General features: G+C 61.9%; 19 protein-coding genes and 1 tRNA gene. 14 read left to right on the plus strand and 6 right to left on the minus strand.

Annotated elements, in window-relative coordinates:
• Positions 1 to 93 precede the first annotated feature (93 nt).
• From glpD to glpK, 8 genes are all read left to right on the plus strand, one after another.
• Positions 94 to 1,620 (plus strand): glycerol-3-phosphate dehydrogenase, encoded by a 1,527-nt coding sequence (gene glpD, locus EN845_RS21270; protein ID WP_127872519.1) that lies wholly within the window; start codon positions 94 to 96, stop codon positions 1,618 to 1,620.
• A 41-nt stretch (positions 1,621 to 1,661) separates the two neighbouring features.
• Entirely contained in the window at positions 1,662 to 2,741 is a 1,080-nt protein-coding gene (locus EN845_RS21275) for an ABC transporter ATP-binding protein (RefSeq protein WP_127872518.1), read from the plus strand.
• Positions 2,742 to 2,751: 10 nt separating this feature from the next.
• A complete protein-coding gene (locus tag EN845_RS21280; protein WP_127872517.1) occupies positions 2,752 to 3,819 on the plus strand; it encodes an ABC transporter ATP-binding protein in 1,068 nt (355 codons plus the stop codon).
• Positions 3,820 to 4,686 (plus strand): sugar ABC transporter permease, encoded by an 867-nt coding sequence (locus EN845_RS21285; protein ID WP_127872516.1) that lies wholly within the window; start codon positions 3,820 to 3,822, stop codon positions 4,684 to 4,686. It abuts the gene before it with no gap.
• 1 nt (position 4,687) lies between these two features.
• Entirely contained in the window at positions 4,688 to 5,608 is a 921-nt protein-coding gene (locus tag EN845_RS21290; protein WP_127872515.1) for a carbohydrate ABC transporter permease, read from the plus strand.
• Position 5,609: 1 nt separating this feature from the next.
• Positions 5,610 to 5,897: a DUF2160 domain-containing protein gene (locus EN845_RS21295; protein WP_127872514.1), complete on the plus strand. Its 288-nt coding sequence runs from the start codon at positions 5,610 to 5,612 to the stop codon at positions 5,895 to 5,897.
• A 79-nt stretch (positions 5,898 to 5,976) separates the two neighbouring features.
• Positions 5,977 to 7,701 carry an ABC transporter substrate-binding protein gene (locus tag EN845_RS21300; RefSeq protein WP_127872513.1) on the plus strand — a complete coding sequence of 575 codons (1,725 nt, stop codon included), beginning with the start codon at positions 5,977 to 5,979 and terminating at the stop codon, positions 7,699 to 7,701.
• A gap of 91 nt (positions 7,702 to 7,792) precedes the next feature.
• Positions 7,793 to 9,283 (plus strand): glycerol kinase GlpK, encoded by a 1,491-nt coding sequence (gene glpK / locus EN845_RS21305; RefSeq protein WP_127872512.1) that lies wholly within the window; start codon positions 7,793 to 7,795, stop codon positions 9,281 to 9,283.
• A 66-nt stretch (positions 9,284 to 9,349) separates the two neighbouring features.
• On the opposite strand, the gene EN845_RS21310 is transcribed toward glpK, so the two are convergent.
• Positions 9,350 to 9,817, minus strand: coding sequence for a BA14K family protein (locus EN845_RS21310; RefSeq protein WP_127278376.1), 468 nt, complete (start codon positions 9,815 to 9,817; stop codon positions 9,350 to 9,352).
• 257 nt (positions 9,818 to 10,074) lie between these two features.
• On the opposite strand from EN845_RS21310, the gene EN845_RS21315 reads away from it, so the two are divergent.
• A tRNA-Lys gene (locus tag EN845_RS21315) sits at positions 10,075 to 10,150 on the plus strand.
• A 704-nt stretch (positions 10,151 to 10,854) separates the two neighbouring features.
• Here EN845_RS21315 and EN845_RS35540 read toward each other — a convergent pair.
• Entirely contained in the window at positions 10,855 to 11,340 is a 486-nt protein-coding gene (locus EN845_RS35540) for a hypothetical protein (protein ID WP_189522883.1), read from the minus strand.
• A 174-nt stretch (positions 11,341 to 11,514) separates the two neighbouring features.
• Between EN845_RS35540 and EN845_RS21330 the strand changes: the two genes are divergently transcribed.
• From EN845_RS21330 to EN845_RS21350, 5 genes are all read left to right on the plus strand, one after another.
• Positions 11,515 to 12,576: a glycosyltransferase family 4 protein gene (locus EN845_RS21330; protein WP_127278678.1), complete on the plus strand. Its 1,062-nt coding sequence runs from the start codon at positions 11,515 to 11,517 to the stop codon at positions 12,574 to 12,576.
• A gap of 45 nt (positions 12,577 to 12,621) precedes the next feature.
• Entirely contained in the window at positions 12,622 to 14,784 is a 2,163-nt protein-coding gene (locus EN845_RS21335) for an amylo-alpha-1,6-glucosidase (RefSeq protein WP_127278680.1), read from the plus strand.
• A 106-nt stretch (positions 14,785 to 14,890) separates the two neighbouring features.
• On the plus strand, positions 14,891 to 16,681 hold the full coding sequence (locus tag EN845_RS21340; RefSeq protein ID WP_127872511.1) for a trehalose-6-phosphate synthase: 1,791 nt from the start codon (positions 14,891 to 14,893) through the stop codon (positions 16,679 to 16,681).
• Positions 16,681 to 17,484, plus strand: a complete 804-nt coding sequence (gene otsB / locus EN845_RS21345; RefSeq protein WP_127278357.1) for a trehalose-phosphatase — start codon at positions 16,681 to 16,683, stop codon at positions 17,482 to 17,484. Before EN845_RS21340 ends, otsB begins: the two co-directional genes overlap by 1 nt.
• Entirely contained in the window at positions 17,481 to 17,693 is a 213-nt protein-coding gene (locus EN845_RS21350) for a hypothetical protein (protein WP_127278356.1), read from the plus strand. The genes otsB and EN845_RS21350 overlap by 4 nt, the downstream gene beginning before the upstream one ends.
• 7 nt (positions 17,694 to 17,700) lie before the next feature.
• On the opposite strand, the gene dprA is transcribed toward EN845_RS21350, so the two are convergent.
• From dprA to EN845_RS21370, 4 genes are read right to left on the minus strand one after another with little or no spacing between them, the layout of a single operon-like run.
• On the minus strand, positions 17,701 to 18,834 hold the full coding sequence (dprA, locus tag EN845_RS21355) for a DNA-processing protein DprA (protein WP_127872510.1): 1,134 nt from the start codon (positions 18,832 to 18,834) through the stop codon (positions 17,701 to 17,703).
• Positions 18,831 to 19,418: a glycerol-3-phosphate 1-O-acyltransferase PlsY gene (gene plsY, locus EN845_RS21360; RefSeq protein WP_127278354.1), complete on the minus strand. Its 588-nt coding sequence runs from the start codon at positions 19,416 to 19,418 to the stop codon at positions 18,831 to 18,833. Before plsY ends, dprA begins: the two co-directional genes overlap by 4 nt.
• Positions 19,419 to 19,472: 54 nt before the next feature.
• Positions 19,473 to 20,759 (minus strand): dihydroorotase, encoded by a 1,287-nt coding sequence (locus EN845_RS21365; protein WP_127278353.1) that lies wholly within the window; start codon positions 20,757 to 20,759, stop codon positions 19,473 to 19,475.
• Complete coding sequence (locus EN845_RS21370; protein ID WP_127278352.1) at positions 20,756 to 21,736, minus strand: aspartate carbamoyltransferase catalytic subunit; 981 nt, start codon at positions 21,734 to 21,736, stop codon at positions 20,756 to 20,758. The genes EN845_RS21365 and EN845_RS21370 overlap by 4 nt, the downstream gene beginning before the upstream one ends.
• Positions 21,737 to 21,870: the final 134 nt, after the last annotated feature.

Below are 21,870 nucleotides of genomic sequence, written 5' to 3' on the forward strand. Positions count from 1 at the left end.
TTTCGTTTGACATTCGTTATGAGTTCGAAATAATTCCGCTACGGTTTCGCAAAAGACCCAAAATGGTGCAGTGCGAAATCGTGGAGGAATTAAGTGGACCCATCTTCAGTCCGGGACATTTTCGTCATAGGCGGCGGTATTAACGGCTGCGGAATCGCTCGTGATGCCGTTGGCCGCGGGTTTTCGGTCTTTCTCGCCGAGATGAATGACCTCGCCAGCGGAACCTCGTCCGGTTCGACCAAGCTGATCCATGGCGGGCTGCGCTATCTCGAATTCTACGAATTCCGCCTGGTGCGCGAGGCGCTCATGGAGCGCGAGGTTCTGTGGAAGAACGCACCGCACATTATCTGGCCGATGCGCTTCGTGCTGCCCTACGCCAGGGGCCTGCGACCCGCCTGGCTGATCCGGCTTGGCCTGTTCCTTTACGATCACATTGGCGGGCGCAAATTGCTGCCGGCGACCAGGACGCTCGACATGGCAAGCGACCCGGCGGGCAAGCCTTTGAAGCCGCTGTTCAAAAAGGCCTTCGAATATTCCGATGGCTGGGTCAACGATGCGCGGCTGGTGGCGCTGAATGCACGTGACGCTGCTGACCGGGGCGCAACCATCCGGACCCGCACGAAAGTGGTTGGAGCCCGCCGCGAAGGCGGGATCTGGACGATAAAGATCGAGAACCTGCAAACCGGCGAGACCGAAGAGGTCAAGGCACGGTTGCTGGTCAATGCGGCGGGGCCCTGGGTAGACCACGTGCTGTCCGGCGTCGTCGGGCAGAATGACGTTCACAACGTCCGCCTCGTGCAGGGCAGCCACATCGTCATCGCCAAGAAGTTCGACGATCCGCGCGCCTATTTCTTCCAGAACAGGGATGGCCGCATCATCTTCGCTATTCCCTACGAGGACGAGTTCACGCTGATCGGCACCACCGACCGGGATTATCCCGGCGATCCGCACGATGTGAAGATCAGCGACACCGAAATCGACTATCTCTGTGCCGCGGCGAGCGAGTATTTCGCGGTTCCCGTCAAGCGTTCGGACATTGTCTGGACCTATTCGGCCGTGCGTCCGCTCTATGATGACGGCGCCTCCAAGGCGCAGGAAGCGACGCGCGACTACGTGCTGAAGGCCGATGGCGGCGAGGGCGCCGCACCGCTGGTCAACGCGTTTGGCGGCAAGATCACCACCTACCGCCGGCTGGCGGAATCAATGCTGGAGAAGATCGAAGGTTTTCTCGGCAAGCGCGGCAAGCCGTGGACATCTGATGCGCCGCTGCCTGGCGGCGATTTTCCGGCCACCGGTTTCGATGCGCAGGTGGCGAAGCTGAAAAGCGCCTACCCTTTCCTCGACCAGCGTTTGGCGCGCCGGTTGACCAGGCTTTACGGGACGCGTGCGCAGGTTCTGCTCGGCTTGGCCAAGTCGATTGCCGATCTCGGCCGCAATTTCGGCGGCGATCTGCACGAGGCCGAGGTGCGCTATCTCGTTGAAAACGAATGGGCCGTCACGGCGGAAGATGTGCTGTGGCGACGGACCAAGCGCGGTCTGCATCTTAGCCGCGAGCAGGTCTCGGCACTCGATGAATTCATGCGTGGCATAAGCCGGCAGCATGTCGCGGCCGCCGAATGAAGAGGTTTTGAGCTGATGCGGAAAGCCTGGGAGGAGGCGTCATGCTGGAACTGAGGAACGTCACCAAGACGGTCGGTGCGGTCGAACACATCCGCGACGTGTCGCTGACGCTTCAGCACGGCTCGCTCAACGTTTTGCTCGGGCCCACGCTTTCCGGCAAGACCAGCTTGATGCGGCTGATGGCCGGCCTCGATGTGCCGACATCCGGCTCGGTCTGGTTCGACGGCCAGAATGTCACCGGCACGCCGGTGCAGAAGCGCAAGATCGCCATGGTCTACCAGCAGTTCATCAACTATCCGGCGATGACGGTCTATGACAACATCGCCTCGCCGCTAAGGGTGGCTGGTGTCGAGCTAGGCAAGATCGACAGCCAGGTGCGCGAGGCGGCAGCTCTCCTCAAGCTGACACCCTATCTCGACCGCACCCCGCTCAGCCTGTCGGGCGGCCAGCAGCAGCGCACCGCGCTGGCGCGCGCCATCGTCAAGAATGCCAGCCTGGTGCTGCTCGACGAGCCGCTTGCCAACCTCGACTACAAGCTGCGCGAGGAATTGCGGGCCGAACTGCCGAGGATCTTTGCCGCTGCCGGCACCATCTTCGTCTACGCCACCACCGAGCCGCATGAGGCCCTGCTGCTCGGCGGCAACACGGCAACGCTGTCGGAAGGCCGCATCACCCAGTTCGGGCCGACCATCGACGTATTCCGCAAGCCGGTTGATCTGGTGACGGCCAGGACCTTCGCCGATCCGCCGCTCAACAGCATCGTGCTGGCCAAGAAGGGCGCGGACTTTCTGCTCGAGGGCGGCGTCAAGCTGCCGGTGCCCGCCGAACTCGTCGGCATCGCCGATACGAACTATACGATCGGCTTTCAGCCGCACCATCTTTCGCTCGACCGGCCCAATGCTTCCGCGGTGCCGGTGCGGGCAAAGGTCACCATCACCGAAATCACCGGGTCCGAGAGCTTCATCCATCTCGACTTTGCCGACGCCCGCTGGGTGATGTTGACCCACGGCATCAGGGATTTCGAGACAGATGCGGTGGTCGAAGTGTTCATCGATCCGCGTCACATCATGGTCTTCGACGAGCACGGCCGGGCTATGACCGCGCCGAAGCTGGCGGCTTAGGAGGGGCGATATGGCACGCATCGACGTCAACCATGTCAGGCATTCCTATCTGCAGAACCCGCGCACGGATGCCGATTTCGCGTTGCGCGAAGTGCATCACACGTTCGAGGATGGCGGCGCCTATGCGCTGCTTGGGCCGTCCGGCTGCGGCAAGACCACGCTGCTCAACATCATTTCAGGGCTGCTTCATCCCTCGCATGGCCAGTTGCTGTTCAACGGCAGGGACGTGACCAATTTGTCGACGCAGGAGCGCAACATCGCGCAGGTGTTCCAGTTCCCGGTCATCTACGACACCATGACGGTCTACGACAATCTGGCGTTCCCGCTGCGCAATCGCGGCGTGCCGGAGGCCGACGTCGACCGCAAGGTGCGCGAGACGCTGGAGATGATCGACCTGGCCTCATGGGCGAAGAAGAAGGCGAGGGGCCTGACCGCCGACCAGAAGCAGAAAATCTCGCTCGGCCGTGGCCTGGTGCGCTCGGACGTCAACGCCATCCTGTTCGACGAACCGCTGACCGTCATCGATCCGCACATGAAATGGGTGCTGCGCTCGCAGTTGAAGCAGCTTCATCGCCGCTTCGGCTACACGATGGTCTATGTCACGCACGACCAGACCGAGGCGCTGACCTTCGCCGACCAGGTCGTCGTCATGTATGATGGCGGCATCGTGCAGATCGGCACGCCGGCGGAACTGTTCGAGCGGCCGCGTCACACTTTTGTCGGCTATTTCATCGGCTCGCCAGGCATGAATGTCGTGCCGGTGGCAATCGAAGGCAGGACGGCGACGCTCGGCTCGCAACGGATCGAATTGCCTGGGGTGCCGAAGGCCAGCGCCGGGGCCGTCGAGCTTGGCATCCGCCCGGAATATGTACGGCTCGGCCGCGACGGCATGGCCGTTTCAATCAGTAAGGTCGAGGATGTCGGCCGCCACAAGGTGGTGCGCGCCAAGCTGGAGGGCCGAGAGATCGCGGCCGTCATCGGCGAGGACGAGACCGTTCCGGCCGAACCGAAAGTTCGTTTCGACCCGGCCGGCATCAACATCTATGCCGATTCCTGGCGTGTCGAGATGGGGGCATAGATGGACAAGACCTGGAACAACAAAGCCTGGTTCCTGGTGCTGCCGGTGCTGGTGCTGGTGGCCTTCACCGCCGTCATCCCGCTGATGACGGTCGTCAACTATTCGGTGCAGGACACGTTCGGCAACAACGTCTTCACCTGGGCCGGCACGGAATGGTTCGAGGAATTGCTCTCCTCCAGCCGCTTCTGGGAAGCGATGGTCCGCAACCTCGCTTTCTCCTTCATCATCCTGGCTATCGAGGTGCCGCTTGGCGTCTTCATCGCGCTCAACATGCCGAAAAAAGGCTGGGGCGTGCCGGTTTGCCTGGTGCTGATGTCGCTGCCGCTGCTGATACCGTGGAACGTGGTCGGCACCATCTGGCAAGTGTTCGGACGCAACGACATAGGTCTGATGGGCTATTACCTCAACGCGATCGGCATCGACTACAATTACGTGCAGGATCCGTTCGACGCCTGGGTGACGATCATCATCATGGACGTCTGGCACTGGACCAGCCTTGTCGTTCTGCTCTGCTATGCAGGACTGGTCTCGATCCCGGATGCCTTCTACCAGGCGGCCAAGATCGACGGCGCCTCGCGCTGGGCGGTGTTTCGCTACATCCAACTGCCGAAAATGCAGCGCGTGCTTTTGATCGCCGTGCTGCTGCGCTTCATGGACTCGTTCATGATCTACACCGAGCCCTTCGTCGTCACCGGCGGCGGTCCGGGCAACTCGACGACGTTCCTGTCGATCGACCTCGTCAAGACTGCACTCGGCCAGTTCGACCTCGGTCCGGCGGCGGCGATGTCGCTGGTCTACTTCCTCATCATCCTGTTGTTGTCATGGGTGTTCTACACCGTGATGACCAATTACGACGCGGAGCGCTGACATGGCTGGCGCCAACGAACGCACCGAGCGCAATGCAATGAACGGGACCGCCGCCACCGAAGGGCTCGCCAGTTCGCTGTCACAGAGCGAACTCGACAGGCGGATGCGCCGGCGCGGCGAGGAGTCGCGCTGGTGGTGGATCGTGCCGACGCTCTACATCATCGTCCTTCTGCTGCCGATCTACTGGCTCATCAACATGAGCTTCAAGACCAATGCCGAGATCGTCAACTCGCTGACGCTTTATCCGCACGCGCCGACGATCGCCAACTACGTCACCATCTTCACGCAGAAGGCCTGGTATTCCGGCTACATCAACTCGATCACCTATGTCGTCATGAACATGGTGATTTCGGTATCGGTGGCTCTGCCGGCGGCTTACGCTTTCTCGCGCTATCGTTTCCTTGGCGACAAGCATCTGTTCTTCTGGCTGCTGACCAACCGCATGGCGCCGCCGGCCGTGTTCGCGCTGCCGTTCTTCCAGCTCTATTCGGCCTTCGGCCTCATCGACACGCACATAGCGGTGGCGCTGGCGCACTGCCTGTTCAACGTGCCGCTGGCGGTGTGGATCCTGGAAGGCTTCATGTCGGGCGTGCCGAAAGAAATCGACGAGACCGCCTATATCGACGGTTATTCGTTCCCGCGCTTCTTCCTCAAGATCTTCATGCCGCTGATCGCCAGCGGCATCGGCGTCGCCTGCTTCTTCTGCTTCATGTTTTCATGGGTCGAGCTGCTGATCGCCCGCACGCTGACCACGACCGACGCCAAACCGATCGCTGCGACCATGACGCGTACGGTGTCGGCCTCGGGCATGGACTGGGGGCTGCTGGCAGCCGCCGGCGTTTTGACGCTGATCCCCGGCGCGCTCGTGATCTGGTTCGTGCGCAACTATATCGCCAAGGGTTTTGCGCTGGGGAGGGTGTGACATGAACCTCGACTTTTCCTGGATGGCGTGGACCTGGCCGACGGCCGCGTTCTTCACCGTCATCGCGCTGCTTCTGCTTGGCATGGGCGTTTGGGAATACGCTTCGCCGGGTGGCAATCCGCGCGTCGGCGTGCTGCGCTTCGAGACGACGCGCGGCGACCGTCTGTTTCTATCGCTGCTTGGCAGCGCCTTTATCCATCTCGCTTGGCTGGGTCTTGTCGGACCGAGCCTCTGGTGGGCTCTCGCTCTCTCCGTGGTCTACGCCATCGGCGTGTTCCGCTACGTATAGAGGGGGAAACTGTTGGAGCGGCCGCGTGCCGGCGGTCGCTCCAGATCGCACTTGAAACCTAAAACAGTGGAGGAAACACATGCGACGGCAATTTTTAACATCAACAACGGCCCTTGTCCTGTTGCTCGGCGTAGGCAATGCCTATGCCGGCATGGATGAAGCAAAAGCCTTTCTGGACAAGGAGATAGGCGGCGTGTCGACGCTTTCCCGCGCCGACCAGGAAAAGCAGATGCAGTGGTTCATCGACGCCGCCAAGCCCTTCGCCGGCATGGACATCAAAGTCGTGTCGGAAACCTTGACCACCCATCAGTACGAGTCTCAGGTGCTGGCGCCGGCCTTTACAGCCATCACCGGCATCAAGGTCACGCATGACGTCATCCAGGAAGGCGACGTCGTCGAGAAGATCCAGACCCAGATGCAAACCGGCCAGAACATCTATGACGGCTGGGTCAACGATTCGGATCTGATCGGCACGCACTGGCGCTACCAGCAGGTGCGCAACCTGACCGACTGGATGGCGGGCGAAGGCAAGGATGTCACCGATCCGATGCTCGATGTCGACGACTTCATCGGCACCAAGTTCACCACTGCGCCGGACAAGAAGCTCTACCAGCTTCCCGACCAGCAGTTCGCCAACCTCTACTGGTTCCGCTACGACTGGTTCAACGACGAGAAGAACAAGGCCGACTTCAAGGCCAAGTATGGCTACGAACTCGGCGTGCCGGTCAACTGGTCGGCCTATGAGGACATCGCCGCGTTCTTCACCGGCCGCGACGTCAACGGCAAGAAGGTCTATGGCCACATGGACTACGGCAAGAAGGATCCGTCGCTCGGCTGGCGGTTCACCGACGCCTGGCTGTCGATGGCCGGCAACGGCGACAAGGGCCTGCCGAACGGCGTGCCGGTCGACGAATGGGGTATCAAGGTCGATGCGAATTCGCGACCTGTAGGCTCGTGCATGGCACGAGGCGGCGACACCAATGGACCAGCATCGGTCTATGCCATCCAGAAGTATCTGGATTGGCTGAAGGCCTATGCGCCGCCGGAAGCCCAGGGCATGACCTTCTCCGAATCCGGCCCCGTGCCGTCGCAAGGCAATGTTGCCCAACAGATCTTCTGGTATACCGCCTTCACCGCCGACATGGTCAAGCCGGGCCTCCCGGTCATGAATGACGACGGTACGCCGAAATGGCGCATGGCGCCGTCTCCGCACGGCTCCTACTGGAAAGACGGCATGAAGCTCGGCTATCAGGATGTCGGTTCCTGGACGCTGATGAAGTCGACACCGACCGACCGCGCCAAGGCCGCCTGGCTTTATGCGCAGTTCGTCACCTCGAAGACCGTCGACGTGAAGAAGAGCCAGGTTGGTCTGACCTTCATTCGCGACTCCACCATCCATGACAAGAGCTTCACCGAACGTGCGCCGAAGCTCGGCGGCCTGATCGAGTTCTACCGCTCGCCGGCCCGCGTGCAGTGGACGCCGACCGGTACCAACGTGCCGGACTATCCGAAGCTGGCGCAGCTTTGGTGGCAGAACATCGGCGACGCGTCCTCTGGTGCCAAGACGCCGCAGGAAGCCATGGATTCGCTTTGTGCCGACCAGGAAAAGGTCCTGAGCCGTATCGAGAAATCCGGTGTCCAGGGTGACATTGGTCCGAAGATGGCCGAAGAGCACGACCTGGCCTATTGGAACGCCGATGCGGTCAAGGCCGGCAATCTCGCGCCTCAGCTGAAGCTCGAGAACGAGAAGGAAAAGCCGCAGACCATCAATTACGACGAACTGGTCAAGAGCTGGCAGAAGTGAGACTGTCCATGCGGGCGTTCGCGCCCGTGTGAAATTGAGGGAGGCGGCGCGTTGCCGTCTCCCTTCTTTGTATCGAGGCGGAGGATGCGGAATGAGTGGTTTTGTGCTGGCCATCGACCAGGGAACGACATCGACCCGGGCGATCCTGTTCGATGGCCAGATGAAGGTCGTGGGTAGCGGGCAGAAGGAATTCACCCAGCGCTATCCGGCCTCCGGCTGGGTCGAACATGATCCGGAAGAGATCTGGGCAAGCGTCGTGACCACCGTGAAGGCTGCACTGAAAAAGGCCGGCCGTACGGCTGCTGATGTCGTGGCCATCGGCATCACCAACCAGCGCGAGACCGTCGTTGTCTGGGACAGGGCGACGGGCAAACCGGTCCACAACGCCATCGTATGGCAGGATCGGCGCACCGCACCGCTCTGCCAGAAGCTCAAGAAGCAGGGGCTCGAGAAGAAATTCACCCGCAAGACAGGACTGCTGCTCGACCCCTATTTCTCGGGCACCAAGATCGCCTGGATGCTGGACAAGGTGAAAGGGGCAAGGCGGCGCGCCGAGAGAGGCGAATTGCTGGCGGGTACCATCGACAGTTTTTTGATCTGGCGGCTGACCGGCGGCAAGGTTCATGCCACCGACGCCACCAACGCCTCACGCACGCTTGTCTACAATATCGAGAAGAATGCCTGGGACGACGAACTGCTTTCCATCCTGCGCATCCCGGCCGCAATGCTGCCGGAGGTAAAGGATTGCGCCGATGATTATGGAATCACAGAGAAAAACCTGTTTGGCGCCGAGATAAGGATACTCGGCGTTGCCGGCGACCAGCATGCCGCGACCATCGGGCAGGCCTGTTTCGAGCCGGGTATGATGAAATCCACCTACGGCACCGGCTGTTTTGCGCTGCTCAACACCGGCAGCGATCTGGTGCGTTCGAAGAACCGCCTGTTGACCACCATCGCCTACCGGTTGAACGGCAAGACCACCTATGCGCTGGAAGGCTCGATCTTCATTGCGGGTGCCGCGGTGCAATGGCTGCGGGACGGCATCGAGGTGATCGGCAAGGCCGAGCAGAGCGGCAAGCTGGCTGCCGAGGCCGATCCGACGCAGAACGTCTACCTTGTGCCGGCTTTTGTCGGACTTGGCGCGCCGCACTGGGATGCCGGGGCGCGGGGTGCTATCTTCGGGTTGACCCGAAATTCCGGTCCTGCCGAGTTTGCCCGGGCGGCTTTGGAATCAGTCGCTTACCAGACCCGCGACCTGCTCGACGCCATGCACAAGGATTGGAAGGGCGCCAAGGCAAAGACCGTGCTCAGGGTCGATGGCGGCATGGTGGCTTCGGACTGGACCATGCAACGCCTCGCCGACATCCTCGACGCGCCGGTCGATCGGCCGACAATCCTGGAGACGACCGCGCTGGGGGCGGCCTGGCTCGCCGGCTCGAAGGCGGGCGTGTGGCCCGCCGCGCAGGAGTTCGCTAAAAGCTGGGCGCTCGAGCGGCGGTTCAAGCCTGATATGGACGCGTCCAATCGTACTGCGAAACTAGCAGGCTGGCGTGATGCAGTGCGCAGGACACTGAGCGCATAAGGAAAGGCCCGCGCCGTTTCCAACGCGGGCCTTCGGCTCACACACTTTTAGGCCACTCATACTCACTCAGTAAGGCGAACGGCACTCCCGACGAGGACCATTGTTCGGCTGGAAGGTGTTATCCGAAGCGCGGTAGCTCCGATAATGATCGTAGCACCACTGCACATGGGCATTGCCTTCATAGACGCGGTTGTTCTCATTGACGATCGCGCCGGTGATCAGGGCGCCAGTCGCGAAGGCAGCGAGCGGGAACCAGTAATCCCCATGACGGCGATAGCCGCGGCGATATTCCCGATAGCCGCGATGACCATTCCAATACATGTCACCGTTGCGGCTGAAGCTGCGATTGCGCGAGAAATTGCGGTCGAAGGAGCGGTTTCTCCGCCATTCCCGGTATTGCACTGTCTGCATGTCCGACGTTGTCGCCTGGGACAATGGCACGTAGGCCGGCTGGGCGTTGACCGGCACCACCTCCGCCGCGACGAATGTGGCCGAGAGCGTGGCGGCTAGCAGACCCGTTGTCACTCTATTCATTGGTCTTCTCCTCGAAGGTTTGGCGAACGTCCCTTTGGCGGAAAACGATGGTGCTTCGGATTTGTTCCGCCGTGTTGGCAGCCGTTGCCGGACCGAAACCGAAACCGCGGGCTGCTCACCTGGACCCGGGGAACAAAAGCAAGGGGCAGCGATTTAGGGCAAAGAGCGGGTTTGAAACCCATCTTTTCCGGTTGACCGGTCGCGGCACTCTCCCTATGTTCCGCGCAATTTCGGGGGCGGCCTTTTCGAGCCCGCGGGAGCGCGTAGCTCAGCCGGTAGAGCAACTGACTTTTAATCAGTAGGTCATGGGTTCGAATCCCATCGCGCTCACCAAATCAGGTCTCAGTATCCGTAAATCTGTGTCCGCTCGGTGTTCGCAAAATTGAGGCGGGCAGGCCCAAGGCTTTCCGCGATCACACCATAGGCTAACGCGATCACACAGTTCACAATAGAACTACAAGCGGTCGATTCCTTCAGGGATGTAGCCACTCCAAAAGCCCGTCGCAGGTCGCTCCTGTGGCGGGTTTTTCATTAACCAGGGACTGAGGGGCCACGGCGTACGGCATTGTGACCGTCAGCGCCCCGTGCAGCCTTGCACTAGTCGCTGGGGGACAAGCAATTGGCTGTCGCGCATTTGAACCCCGTCCATGTATTTTAGCATCTGCTTGAATTTCTTCTGAAGCAGGATCATGATGCAACAGGTTTGAAGGGGGTAAAGCGTCATGGAATTCGCAAGCTGCTATGACCAAAGCGCGAGCATCTTTGCGGCAACGATGTTCTTGAACATCACGGCGTTTTTCATAATTCTGGCCGCGTTTGCCGTTGCACGGCTGGTTGTAATATCCGGCGAAGGTTCCGTGAACCGGCTTCAGATCGCGTAAAGCCCCCGGAGGCATATGGCCGGAAAGAAGGTGATCGCGGTCAAGGACTGGACTTGCGCTATAAGCGACGAGCTTGGCCGTGTGGTCCTGACGATCAACCGACTTAGGGTGACGGGGTTTCGTTATGATGACGACGCCCCGACGAGCAGTGACCCCTTAGACGCTCCGTGACAGGTGCACGTCCAAGACGGCGGCTTTCTTGGCGATCAGTCCTTCCAGATCCGCATCGGATCGCTTGGTGCCGGTCCGTTCGCGCAGCAGGGAGATCACCGCGCTCATCGAAAGTTGGGCGGTACGACCGCTCAGGATGGCGTCCACCGCGCCGGCAACATCCGGGGTTTCCGTCGGTGCTCGCATGATCGGTTCCTTTCTGTTCAAGTCGGCCTCGGCGCCGCCGGCTGGTCCCCGCACGCCCCGATCGAAGATGACGGCCAGGCCGTTCTTTACGGCGAGTGCGGCGACCATGTCGTCAAGGTCGTGATCGGAAAGTGCTGGCTCCGAAGGATCGGGTTTCAGGGTTCTGCGGATCACCCGGGCAGCCTGGTCCGTCGACACAAAGCCAAAGTGCCGTTTTCTGGCCTCGACATATTGTTCGACGATCATGCTCAGACGCCGGGCTGCGATATCCCTGGGTTGCTGCATCTGGACCTCCTTCGGCTGCCGTAAAGCGCAAGCCGGCATTACCGACAGGAAATAGAGCGGCCGGTCGAATCAAACAGGGGACGGCTCATTCGACGCATCTTCCAATGATTCAGGAACGATCCCGGCGCTGATGCATTTTGGCTCTATGACCAGCTCATTGAGGGACGCCGGGACATGAAGATTGCCCATGTCGCACCGCTTTACGAGTCGGTGCCGCCAAGACTCTACGGGGGCACCGAACGCATCATCTCGTATCTTACCGAGGCGCTCGTCGACCTCGGCCACGACGTGACATTGTTCGCCAGCGGCGACACGAAGACTTCCGCCAAACTGGTGCCATGCCGCGAAAGGGCGCTTCGTCTCGATCCCCGTCCGCTGAAATCCGAGATCGCGGCGCATCTGTCGATGCTCGACGAAGTGAGGAAACGGGCCGACGACTTCGACGTCGTCCATTTCCATCTCAGCCATTTCCTGCATTTTCCTTTTTTCCGCGATATTCCACAGCGCACCGTGACGACGCCGCATGGCAGGCTGGATTACGCGGACCTCGCGCAGGCCTATGACCGGTTTCCGCGGTTTCCCATGATTTCCATATCCCGCAGCCAGCGGGCGCGGTTCGCGTCCGCGAATTGGCTGGCGACAATCCATCATGGGCTGCCGCTTGGGCTTTATGAGCCCGATTTCGAGGCAGGCACGGATGGCGCCTATCTGGCGTTCCTCGGCAGGATGTCGCGCGACAAGCGGCCGGACCGGGCGATCGAGATCGCTCGCCGCACCGGCCTGAAACTGAAGCTCGCCGCCAAGGTCGGCGATGGCGACCGCGCCTATTTCGAGGAAGTCGTGCAGCCCCTGATCGATGGCGACCGGGTCGAGTTTGTCGGCGAGATCGGCGAGGACCAGAAGAGCAGGTTTCTGGGCAATGCGGCCGCTTTGCTGTTTCCCATCGATTGGCCCGAACCCTTCGGGCTTGCGGTGATCGAGGCCATGGCCTGCGGAACCCCAGTCATGGCCTGGAGTTGCGGGGCCATGCCCGAGATCATCGATTATGGGGTCACCGGCTTTGTCGTCGAAACCATCGAAGATGCCGTCGCCTCGATGCCCGATCTCCTGCAACTCGACAGGCGAAGAATAAGAACGGTCTTCGAAAGGCGGTTTTCCGCCGACAGAATGGCCAGGGATTATGTCGCGGCGTATTCGCGGCTGACCAATGGCGTCGAGGAGAGCAGAGCCTCGTAGACCGTCACCCCGTTCGGAAACCAGCACGGGACAATCTTCTTGACCATTACCCAACTCGACGAGCGAAAGCTCGATCCTGCAATAGCACTGGCTTCGCTGGACGAAACCGCCCCCAGGGAGCCGCATCGGCTTTATGCTCTCAAGCATGGCGATTGCTTTGCCGTCGCCGATGCCTATGGCGACATACGTGGCGCCGGCGACGGCTTCTTCCGCGACGACACGCGTGTGCTTTCAGAATTTCGCCTGACAGTTGGCGGGCGGTCGCTGTCGTTGCTTGGCGCATCGCTCAGCCAGGACAACGTCCTGTTCACCACCAACCTGACCAATCTGCCGATCGAGAGCACCGCAAGCCGCCAGATTCCGCAGGGCGCGATCCATATCGAGCGCGCCAGGCTTCTGTGGGAGGAAAGGCTGTATGAACGCATCACGCTCTCCAACTACAGTCGGGAGCATTCGACGGTCCTGGTGTCGCTGCGCTTTGGTGCCGATTTTCGGGACATGTTCGAAGTCCGGGGCTCGACCCGGTCCAAACGCGGCACCGCCCACACGGCCGAGATCGACGGGAACTCGGTCGTGCTCCGCTACGAAGGCCTGGACAAGGTGGTACGAACATCCGCGATATCGTTTTCGCAGACGCCCGATCAATTGACCTCCGAGCGGGCGGATTTCTTCATCGCGATTACCAAGCGAAGCAGCCAGACGCTTTACGTGGAAGTGGGCGGCGAGACGTCAGACCGCCCCGAAAGCCGGCGGTTCCGGGCTGCCGCCGCCCGCGCCCGTTTCGGCATGCGCGCCAAGCGCCGGCACGGGGCGACACTCCACAGTTCGGGCCGCGTCTTCAATGATTGGATGGAGCGGGCCCGCGCCGATGTGGCGTTGCTCACGACGGAATTGGCGACCGGCCCTTACCCATACGCCGGGATTCCATGGTTCTCCACCGCCTTCGGCCGGGACGGCGTGATCTCAGCTCTGCAGATGCTTTGGCTCAATCCCGGCCTGGCTCGTGGTGTGCTTGCCTTTCTCGCCCAGCACCAGGCGACCGAGACCTCCCCCTTCAGCGATTCCGAGCCCGGCAAGATCATGCACGAGACCCGCAAGGGCGAGATGGCGGCGCTGAGTGAGTTGCCGTTCGGCCGCTATTATGGCGGCGTCGACACGACGCCGCTCTACATCCATCTCGCCTGCGCCTATGCGGACCGCACGGGAGACACGGCTTTCATCGATGGCCTGTGGCCATCGCTGTGCGCCGCCGCCGAGTGGATCGAGACAGCCAGTCGTTCGACAGGGTTCCTTACCTACCAGCGCGCCGCCGAGTCCGGCCTTGCCAACCAGGGATGGAAGGACAGTTTCGATTCCGTCTTCCATGCCGATGGCCGCATTCCGAAAGGACCGATCGCTCTGGTCGAGGTGCAGGGCTACGTCTTTGCAGCGTTCCAGGGATTGGCAAAGCTTGCACGGCTGCGCGGCGAAGAGGAGCGGGCCGAAAATTGGGAAATGCGCGCCGATGTCATTCGCCAACAAGTCGAACGCCATTTCTGGATCGAGGACCTCAGCTACTATGCGCTGGCGATCGATGGCGATGGCCAACCCTGCAAGGTACGCACGTCCAACGCCGGTCACCTGCTGTATGTCGGCCTTCCCGATCCGGATCGCGCACGCATGGTCGCCGACCAGCTGCTGTCGGCTTCATTCCATTCCGGCTGGGGGCTGAGGACGCTGGCTGACGACGCGATCTTCTTCAATCCGATGTCGTATCACAACGGGTCCATCTGGCCGCACGACACCGCGATCTGCGCCGCCGGACTGGCGCGCTACGGCATCCGCGACAGCGTGGTGCGGTTGATGAGCGGGACTTTCGAATCCGCGGTTCATTTCAACATGCGGCTGCCCGAACTGTTCTGTGGGTTCACGCGCGCGGCCGGCGAAGCGCCGATTGCCTATCCAGTGGCTTGCCTGCCGCAGGCCTGGTCCGCAGGTTCCGCCTTCATGCTCATGCAGGCCTGCCTCGGCCTTCAGATCGATGGTGGGACGAACGAAATTCACGTGACCCAGCCGCGCTTGCCGATCGGTATCGACAATCTCGTCATTCGTCATCTCTCGGTAGGACATGTGGCTGTGGATCTGACGTTTCAACGCGTGGGAGATCGTGTCGGCGCCTTCCTTGCGGATGCGCATGAGGGACTGGTGCCTCTGGTGGTCAGGAGTTGAAAAATCGGAACCATCATGTGTGCGGAACGTTGGATCACCACGCCAAGGATGCCGGAGTTCCTGTCGGTGGATCTGCCGCATCCCATTGAAAGGTAATCAATTCGAAATGCCCGACAACAGTTCGTACCTGGTCGTCCCTTCGGCCGCACCGTGGCTATTCATTCTCGCAATTGTCGGTATCTTATGCATCGCGCTTGCGGTGGTGGTGTCACGGGCGCATCGGGCCAGAAACACGAAGCGCGCCAGTCTCGAACCAGGACCCGTTCGCGGTCCATTGCCGGAATTCGAAAAGAACGGGCAATCCGCGACCGCCGCGCTCGTCCAATGGTCGCCGGAAACTCTGCGTCACATTTTGGCGAAGGAACTTCCCGATGCGCAGGTGATCGTGGTTTCAAATCGCGAACCCTACATTCATAACCGCAAGGGGGACGATATCCAGCTGGTCGTGCCTGCCAGCGGGCTCGTTTCAGCGCTGGAGCCGATTACGCGCGCCTGCGCCGGCACATGGATCGCCTATGGCGGCGGTTCGGCCGATGCGCTTGTCGTCGATGAAAATGACCGCGTCGAGGTGCCGCCTGAAAACCCTTCCTACACGTTGCGCCGTGTCTGGCTGAGCGAGGAAGAACAGCAGGGCTATTATCTCGGCTTTGCCAATGAAGGGCTCTGGCCGCTCTGCCACATAGCCTTCACCCGGCCGATATTCCGCGCCTCCGACTGGGAGGCCTATGAGACGGTCAACCGCAAATTCGCCGACACCGTCGTGGCGGAGGCCCGCAACGAGCGGCCCATCGTGCTGGTCCAGGACTATCACTTCGCGCTGTTGCCGCGGATGATTCGGGAGCGCCTGCCGGAAGCGATCATCATCACCTTCTGGCACATTCCGTGGCCGAATTCCGAGGTGTTCAGCATCTGTCCATGGCGCGAGAAGATTCTCGAAGGACTGCTGGGCAGTTCAATCGTCGGCTTTCACACCCAGTTCCATTGCAACAACTTCATCGACAGCGTCGACCGCTTCCTGGAGAGCAGGATCGAGCGTGAGGATTCCGCCATCTCCTATGGCGGCCAGATCAGCCTGGTTCACGCCTATCCGATTTCAATCGAATGGGAGCCGCCGCATCTGAGCAAACTGCCTGCCGTTGCAGAATGTCGCCAGCTCATTCGCGAGAAATTCGGCCTGGCCGAGAACGTCAGGCTGTGCGTCGGCGTCGAACGCCTCGACTACACCAAGGGCATCCTCGATCGTCTCAACGCACTCGATGAGCTGCTGACACTGCATCCGGAATGGATCGGCAAGGTCGCGTTCCTGCAGATCGCCGCGCCCAGCCGCGGCACCTTGCCTGCCTATCAACAATTGTATGAGGAATGTCTGCGCCATGCCGAGGATATCAACGAGCGCCATGGTCGTGAAAACTATACCCCTGTGGTGCTGGTGACCGAACATCACTCGCAAACGGAGGTGTACGAGATTTACCGGGCCGCCGACGTCTGCATGGTCACCAGCCTTCACGACGGCATGAACCTGGTTGCAAAGGAGTTTGTCGCGGCCCGCGAGGATGAACAGGGCGTGCTGATGCTCAGCATGTTCGCCGGCGCGTCGAAGGAATTGCTGGAGGCGCTGATCGTCAATCCCTACGACGCGGCGATGATGGGCGACGCCCTGCTGCAGGCCTTGACCATGTCACCGGAAGAGCAACGTCAGCGCATGCGACGCATGCGCGAGGTCGTGCGCGAAAACAATGTCTATCGATGGGCGGGCAGCATGCTGTTCGATGCGGCGCGCCTGCGCAAGCGGGATGCGGTCGATCGTGCCGTCAGCGCCGCCCCACGTTCTCCTGGTCCCAGTTCTCCCGGCAATGTGATATCGCTGCTCGACCGCAAGCGCGTGGCGGCCCTGTGATGTCGACATTGTCAAACTTGACCGTACCCAAAGTCCCGCAGGGTGCGTGGGCCTTGTTCCTCGATATCGACGGCACGCTTCTCGAACATGCCGCGCATCCCGATGCGGTGGTTGTCGGCGATGAGTTGCGGACGCTGTTGGTGGGGCTCGAATTGCAATTGGACGGAGCTCTGGCGTTCATCACGGGGCGGTCGATCGCTGCTGTCGATCATCTTTTCCAGCCCCTCAGATTGCGCGCCGCCGGGCTTTACGGTCTTGAGCACAGGCTCGCGCGTGATGGGCCGGTCGAGGCGGCGGGAGAGCCCGCCGACATCGCCGCACTTGCCGAGGAGATCGAAGCGGAGCTGGATAGTGCGGACGTCTATATCGAGCGCAAGGGTCCGATCCTGGCAATCCACACACGAGCGGCACCGCACTTGTTGCAGCGCGCGACGCAACTGATCGAGCAGGCGCTGGACAGGTTGCCCGTGGGGTATCGGGTGCTGGCCGGCAATGCCGGCGTCGAATTGATGCCGTTGGAGGCGGCGAAGGGAGCGGCAATCAGGCGCTTTTTGGATCTGCCAGCTTTCGAGGGGAGGCGGCCAGTGTTTCTGGGCGACGACACATCCGACGAGAATGGTTTCGAGGCCGTCAATGAGATGGACGGCATTTCGATCCGGATAAAACCGCGCGGACCGACAGCGGCGCGCCATGCGCTGGCCGACGTCGGCGAGGCTTTGGCTTGGCTGGGTGCGGTGAGCCAGAGCAACTTGGATGGATCGACCGGTCTGATCCATCCCTTGAACCGAAGGAGTCGGCGATGACCCAATTCACCAGTCTCATCCAGGAGATGATGCCTGCTTGGCTACGCCGGCGCTCGGTCCCGAATGCGCACGAGAGCGAGCCGAGTTTGGATCCGTCGCGCCCGCGGGACGCGGACGAGGTCTGGCGCCAGTTTGTCCAAAAGGATCTCTTTGGCGCCGACACACAGGATCACGCCGAGGCGGAGGATAAAAAGACCGACCGCCACTGAGGGCGGGTTAGCCGTCCCCGAAAACCAGCGAAACATTGCCGCCGGCGTGGCGTTCAAGGCGGCCGGCGAGGTCGAGTTCAAGCAGCACCATGAAAACCTGGGCGGGGTGCAGGCCGGTGTGACGGATGATCTCGTCGACCGGCACCGGCGTCGGCCCCAGCGCTTCGATCACCTTGGCCCGGTCGCTCTCGCCTGGTGGCGCCGTGGCCGAAAAGTCGGGCGGGTCTTCAAACGGCGGCGGATCAGGTGTTCGCATGCCGGTCAGCGGAAGGATCGCCCTGGAGATGTCCGAAGCCTCGGTGACCAGCGTCGCTCCATCCTTGAGCAGGCCGTTGGTACCGGCGGCGCGTGGATCGAGCGGGGAGCCAGGCACGGCAAAGACCAGTCGGCCCATGTCGCCGGCAAGCCTGGCGCTGATCAGCGAGCCGGAGCGCTGCGCAGCCTCGACCACGACCAATCCAAGGGCGGCACCGGCGACAAGGCGGTTGCGGCGCGGGAAATCCTGGGCGCGTGGCTGCCAGCCGAACGGCATTTCCGAGATGATGGCGCCACGCTCGGTAATGTCATCGCACAGGCCGGTATTTTCGGGCGGGTAGGGCAGGTCGAGGCCACCGGCGAGCACTCCGACCGTGCCGGTCAAGAGACTGCCCTGATGCGCCGCCGTGTCGATGCCGCGCGCCAGGCCGGAGATGATGCCATAGCCGTCTCCTGCGAGATCGGCTGCCAGCATGCGCGCCATCTTGATGCCGGCAAGCGATGCGTTGCGGGCGCCGACGATCGCGATCCCCGGCAACCGGAACACCGCGTCGTTACCCTTGACCGCCAGCAGCGGCGGCGGATTGTCCATGCTGCGCAGCAGCGGCGGATAGTCTGCCTCGCCGATGCCGACAAAGCGTGCACCGATCCGCCGCGCGGCCTCCATCTCGGCCTCGGCTTCGGCCAGTGAAGGGATGCGCACGATCCGGTTGGCGCCACCGGAAATCATCAGTTCCGGCAGCATTTCCAACGCGACCTCGGCCGAACCGAAACGGTTGATCAGGTCGCGAAAGGAGGCCGGGCCGACATTCTGGGTGCGGATCAGCCGCAACCAGCTCAGCCGCTGGCGATCGGTGAGACGCGGCCCGGCGGCCGGTTCGCTCACCCCTTGGCTCCGATCTTGCCTTCGGTGCCGGCCATCAGCCGCGAAATATTGGCCCTATGCTTGATGAAAACGATGATGCTCATCACCACGAACAGCGCTGCAACCTGGGGTGTGCTCATGACGTAGAGGGCGATCGGGACGACGACGGCTGCAGCAAGCGCTGCAAGCGAGGAGAAGCGAAACAGAAAAGCCATCACCAGCCAGACAACGGCAAAGATCAGCGCCACCTGCCAGGCGAGGCCGATCAGCACGCCGAGATAGGTCGCGACGCCCTTGCCTCCTTTGAACCCCAGCCATGCCGGAAACAGGTGCCCCAGAAAAGCGCCAAGGCCGGCCCAGACCGCTGTTTCAGGCGCGAAATGGCCTGCTATCAGCACGGCGGCCGTGCCCTTCAGCGCGTCAAGCAGCAAGGTCGCGGCGGCAAGCCCCTTGTTGCCGGTGCGCAGCACATTGGTGGCGCCGATATTGCCGGAGCCGATCTTGCGCACGTCACCGAGGCCGGCCGCGCGGGTAAGCAGCAGGCCGAACGGAATTGAGCCCAGCAGATAACCGAACACCAACGCCAGGATCAGGCCATACGTCATTGTTTCCCCCGCATTTCCCCCGGCCATGCTCGATGTCGCATGGCTATTGCCGGCTCAGGCGGAAAACACTGTGCGGCCCGCCACCAGCGTTTGCAAGACCTTGCCCTGCAGGCGTGCGCCTTCGAAACAGGTGTTTTTCGAGCGCGAGCGGATGCCGCTTTCACTGACGATCCAGGGCTCGTCGAGATCGACAAGCGCGAGATCGGCTAACGCGCCTGGCTTCAGCGTGCCGCCGGGCAATCCGAACAGCCGCGCCGGCGCGGTGGACAAGGTCTCGATCAGCCGGAGCAAAGGCACATCGCCATTGTGGTAGAGGCGCAAGGCAGCGCCCAGCAGGGTTTCGAGTCCGATGGCACCGGCTGCCGCGTCGGCGAAAGGCAGGCGCTTGGTGTCGACATCCTGCGGATCATGCGAGGAGACGATGACATCGACCGTACCGTCCCTGACCGCCTCGATGACAGCCAGCCGGTCTTCCTCGGCGCGCAGCGGCGGCGTCAGGCGAAAGAAGGTGCGGTACTCGCCGACGTCGTTTTCGTTGAGCGACAGATTGTGGATCGACACGCCCGATGTCACTGCCGCTCCGTCGGCCTTCGCCCGTGCCATGGCGCTTGCCGCCATTGCCGTCGAGATCTTCGCGGCATGGTACGAACCCCGCGTCAGCCGCGCCAGCGCAAGGTCACGCTCGAGCGGGATGGATTCGGCTTCACGCGGAATGCCGGAAAGGCCGAGCCAACTGGCATACAGGCCTTCATTCATGACGCCCGATGACCCAAGGTCGGCATCCTGCGTTTCATGGACGATGGTGGCGCCGAAATCGCGCGCGTAGGTCAGCGCGCGGCGCATCACCAGCGCGCTCGATATGGTGTGCCGGCCATCGGTGAAGGCGACCGCGCCGGCCTCGCGCAGCAGGCCGAACTCCGTCATCTCGCGCCCGTGGAGGCCCTTGGTGATGGCTGCGGCCGGAAAGATGTTGACGACGGCCGTATCCTTGGCGGTGCGCAACACGAATTCGACCAGCGCCACATTGTCGATCACCGGGTCGGTGTCGGGCATCATGACGATCGACGTCACTCCGCCGGCGGCCGCGGCGACACTCGCCGAAGCGATGGTTTCGCGATGCTCGCCGCCCGGCTCGCCGATGAAGACCCGGCCATCGATCAAACCTGGCATGATCGCCTTGCCGGCGCAGTCGATTGCCGTGGCGCCTTCGGGGACGCCCTGGTTCAGCGCCGCCTTGCCCGCGGCAACGATTTTCTTGCCATCGACTATGACGGAGCCGACTTCGTCGATGCCGCGCGAAGGGTCGACGATGCGGGCGCGTTCAAAGACAGTCGTGCTCATGCGCCGCGACCCTCTTGATTGCGGCTCTCTTGATTGCGACGGGGATCAAGCAGCGCTTCCATCACCGCCATGCGCACGGCGACACCCATTTCCACCTGTTCCTGGATGACGCTTTGCGGGCCGTCGGCGATTTCGGAGGCGATCTCGACACCTCGGTTCATCGGGCCGGGATGCATGACCAGCGCGTCATCCTTGGCCGCCTTCAGCTTCTCGGCATCAAGGCCGAAATAGCGGAAATATTCGCGCACCGACGGCACGAAGGCGCCTTCCATGCGCTCGCGCTGCAAGCGCAGCATCATCACCACATCCGCGTCCTTCAGGCCTTCCGCCATCGAGCGGCAGACGATCACGCCCATCCTGTCAATGCCCGAGGGCAGCAGCGTCGAGGGTGCCACCACCCGCACCTGTGCGCCAAGGGCGTTGAGCAGCATGATGTTGGAGCGCGCCACGCGCGAATGCAGGATGTCGCCGCAGATCGCCACGATCAGCTTCGACAACGGACCCTTGGCGCGGCGGATGGTGAGCGCGTCGAGCAGCGCCTGTGTAGGGTGTTCATGGGCGCCGTCGCCGGCATTGACAACCGAACAGCCGACCTTCTGGGCCAGAAGGGCCGCGGCGCCCGCCGACTGGTGGCGGATGATCAATATGTCGGGCCGCATGGCGTTCAGCGTCATCGCGGTGTCGATGAGCGTCTCGCCCTTCTTCACCGAGGAACTCGCCACCGACATGTTCATGACATCGGCGCCAAGCCGCTTTCCAGCCAGTTCGAACGAGGACTGCGTGCGGGTCGAGGCTTCGTAGAAGAGGTTGATCTGGGTGCGGCCGCGCAGCGTCGAGGTTTTTTTCTCGGACTGCCGCGAGATCGCGACCGCTCGATCCGCCCTGTCGAGCAACAGCTCGATGTCGGCGGGCGAAAGATCGCTGATGCCCAGAAGATGGCGGTGAGGATAGAGTGGCAGGGACGAAGCGTCGGTCATCTCAAGGGGCTGCTATAGGGTGCGGATTTCGCGCCCGCAAGCACCCGCTTTGCATTGACGCCGTTCTCCCCGGTATTTTCGTCGCGCGCGCAGCAACGCTTGGCTATATCTAGCCGATGGCCTCGGATTCGAGG

The sequence above is a fragment of the Mesorhizobium sp. M8A.F.Ca.ET.202.01.1.1 genome, from assembly GCF_004791595.1.
In the GTDB taxonomy this organism is placed as follows: Bacteria; Pseudomonadota; Alphaproteobacteria; order Rhizobiales; family Rhizobiaceae; genus Mesorhizobium.

Coding starts and splice junctions, on each gene's coding strand:
- EN845_RS21275 (WP_127872518.1), top strand. CDS start 1,662: ATGCTGGAACTGAGGAACGTCACCAAGACGGTCGGTGCGGTCGAACAC.
- EN845_RS21280 (WP_127872517.1), top strand. CDS start 2,752: ATGGCACGCATCGACGTCAACCATGTCAGGCATTCCTATCTGCAGAAC.
- EN845_RS21285 (WP_127872516.1), top strand. CDS start 3,820: ATGGACAAGACCTGGAACAACAAAGCCTGGTTCCTGGTGCTGCCGGTG.
- EN845_RS21290 (WP_127872515.1), top strand. CDS start 4,688: ATGGCTGGCGCCAACGAACGCACCGAGCGCAATGCAATGAACGGGACC.
- EN845_RS21295 (WP_127872514.1), top strand. CDS start 5,610: ATGAACCTCGACTTTTCCTGGATGGCGTGGACCTGGCCGACGGCCGCG.
- EN845_RS21300 (WP_127872513.1), top strand. CDS start 5,977: ATGCGACGGCAATTTTTAACATCAACAACGGCCCTTGTCCTGTTGCTC.
- glpK (WP_127872512.1), top strand. CDS start 7,793: ATGAGTGGTTTTGTGCTGGCCATCGACCAGGGAACGACATCGACCCGG.
- EN845_RS21310 (WP_127278376.1), bottom strand. CDS start 9,817: ATGAATAGAGTGACAACGGGTCTGCTAGCCGCCACGCTCTCGGCCACA.
- EN845_RS35540 (WP_189522883.1), bottom strand. CDS start 11,340: ATGCAGCAACCCAGGGATATCGCAGCCCGGCGTCTGAGCATGATCGTC.
- EN845_RS21330 (WP_127278678.1), top strand. CDS start 11,515: ATGAAGATTGCCCATGTCGCACCGCTTTACGAGTCGGTGCCGCCAAGA.
- EN845_RS21340 (WP_127872511.1), top strand. CDS start 14,891: ATGCCCGACAACAGTTCGTACCTGGTCGTCCCTTCGGCCGCACCGTGG.
- otsB (WP_127278357.1), top strand. CDS start 16,681: ATGTCGACATTGTCAAACTTGACCGTACCCAAAGTCCCGCAGGGTGCG.
- EN845_RS21350 (WP_127278356.1), top strand. CDS start 17,481: ATGACCCAATTCACCAGTCTCATCCAGGAGATGATGCCTGCTTGGCTA.
- plsY (WP_127278354.1), bottom strand. CDS start 19,418: ATGACGTATGGCCTGATCCTGGCGTTGGTGTTCGGTTATCTGCTGGGC.
- EN845_RS21365 (WP_127278353.1), bottom strand. CDS start 20,759: ATGAGCACGACTGTCTTTGAACGCGCCCGCATCGTCGACCCTTCGCGC.
- EN845_RS21370 (WP_127278352.1), bottom strand. CDS start 21,736: ATGACCGACGCTTCGTCCCTGCCACTCTATCCTCACCGCCATCTTCTG.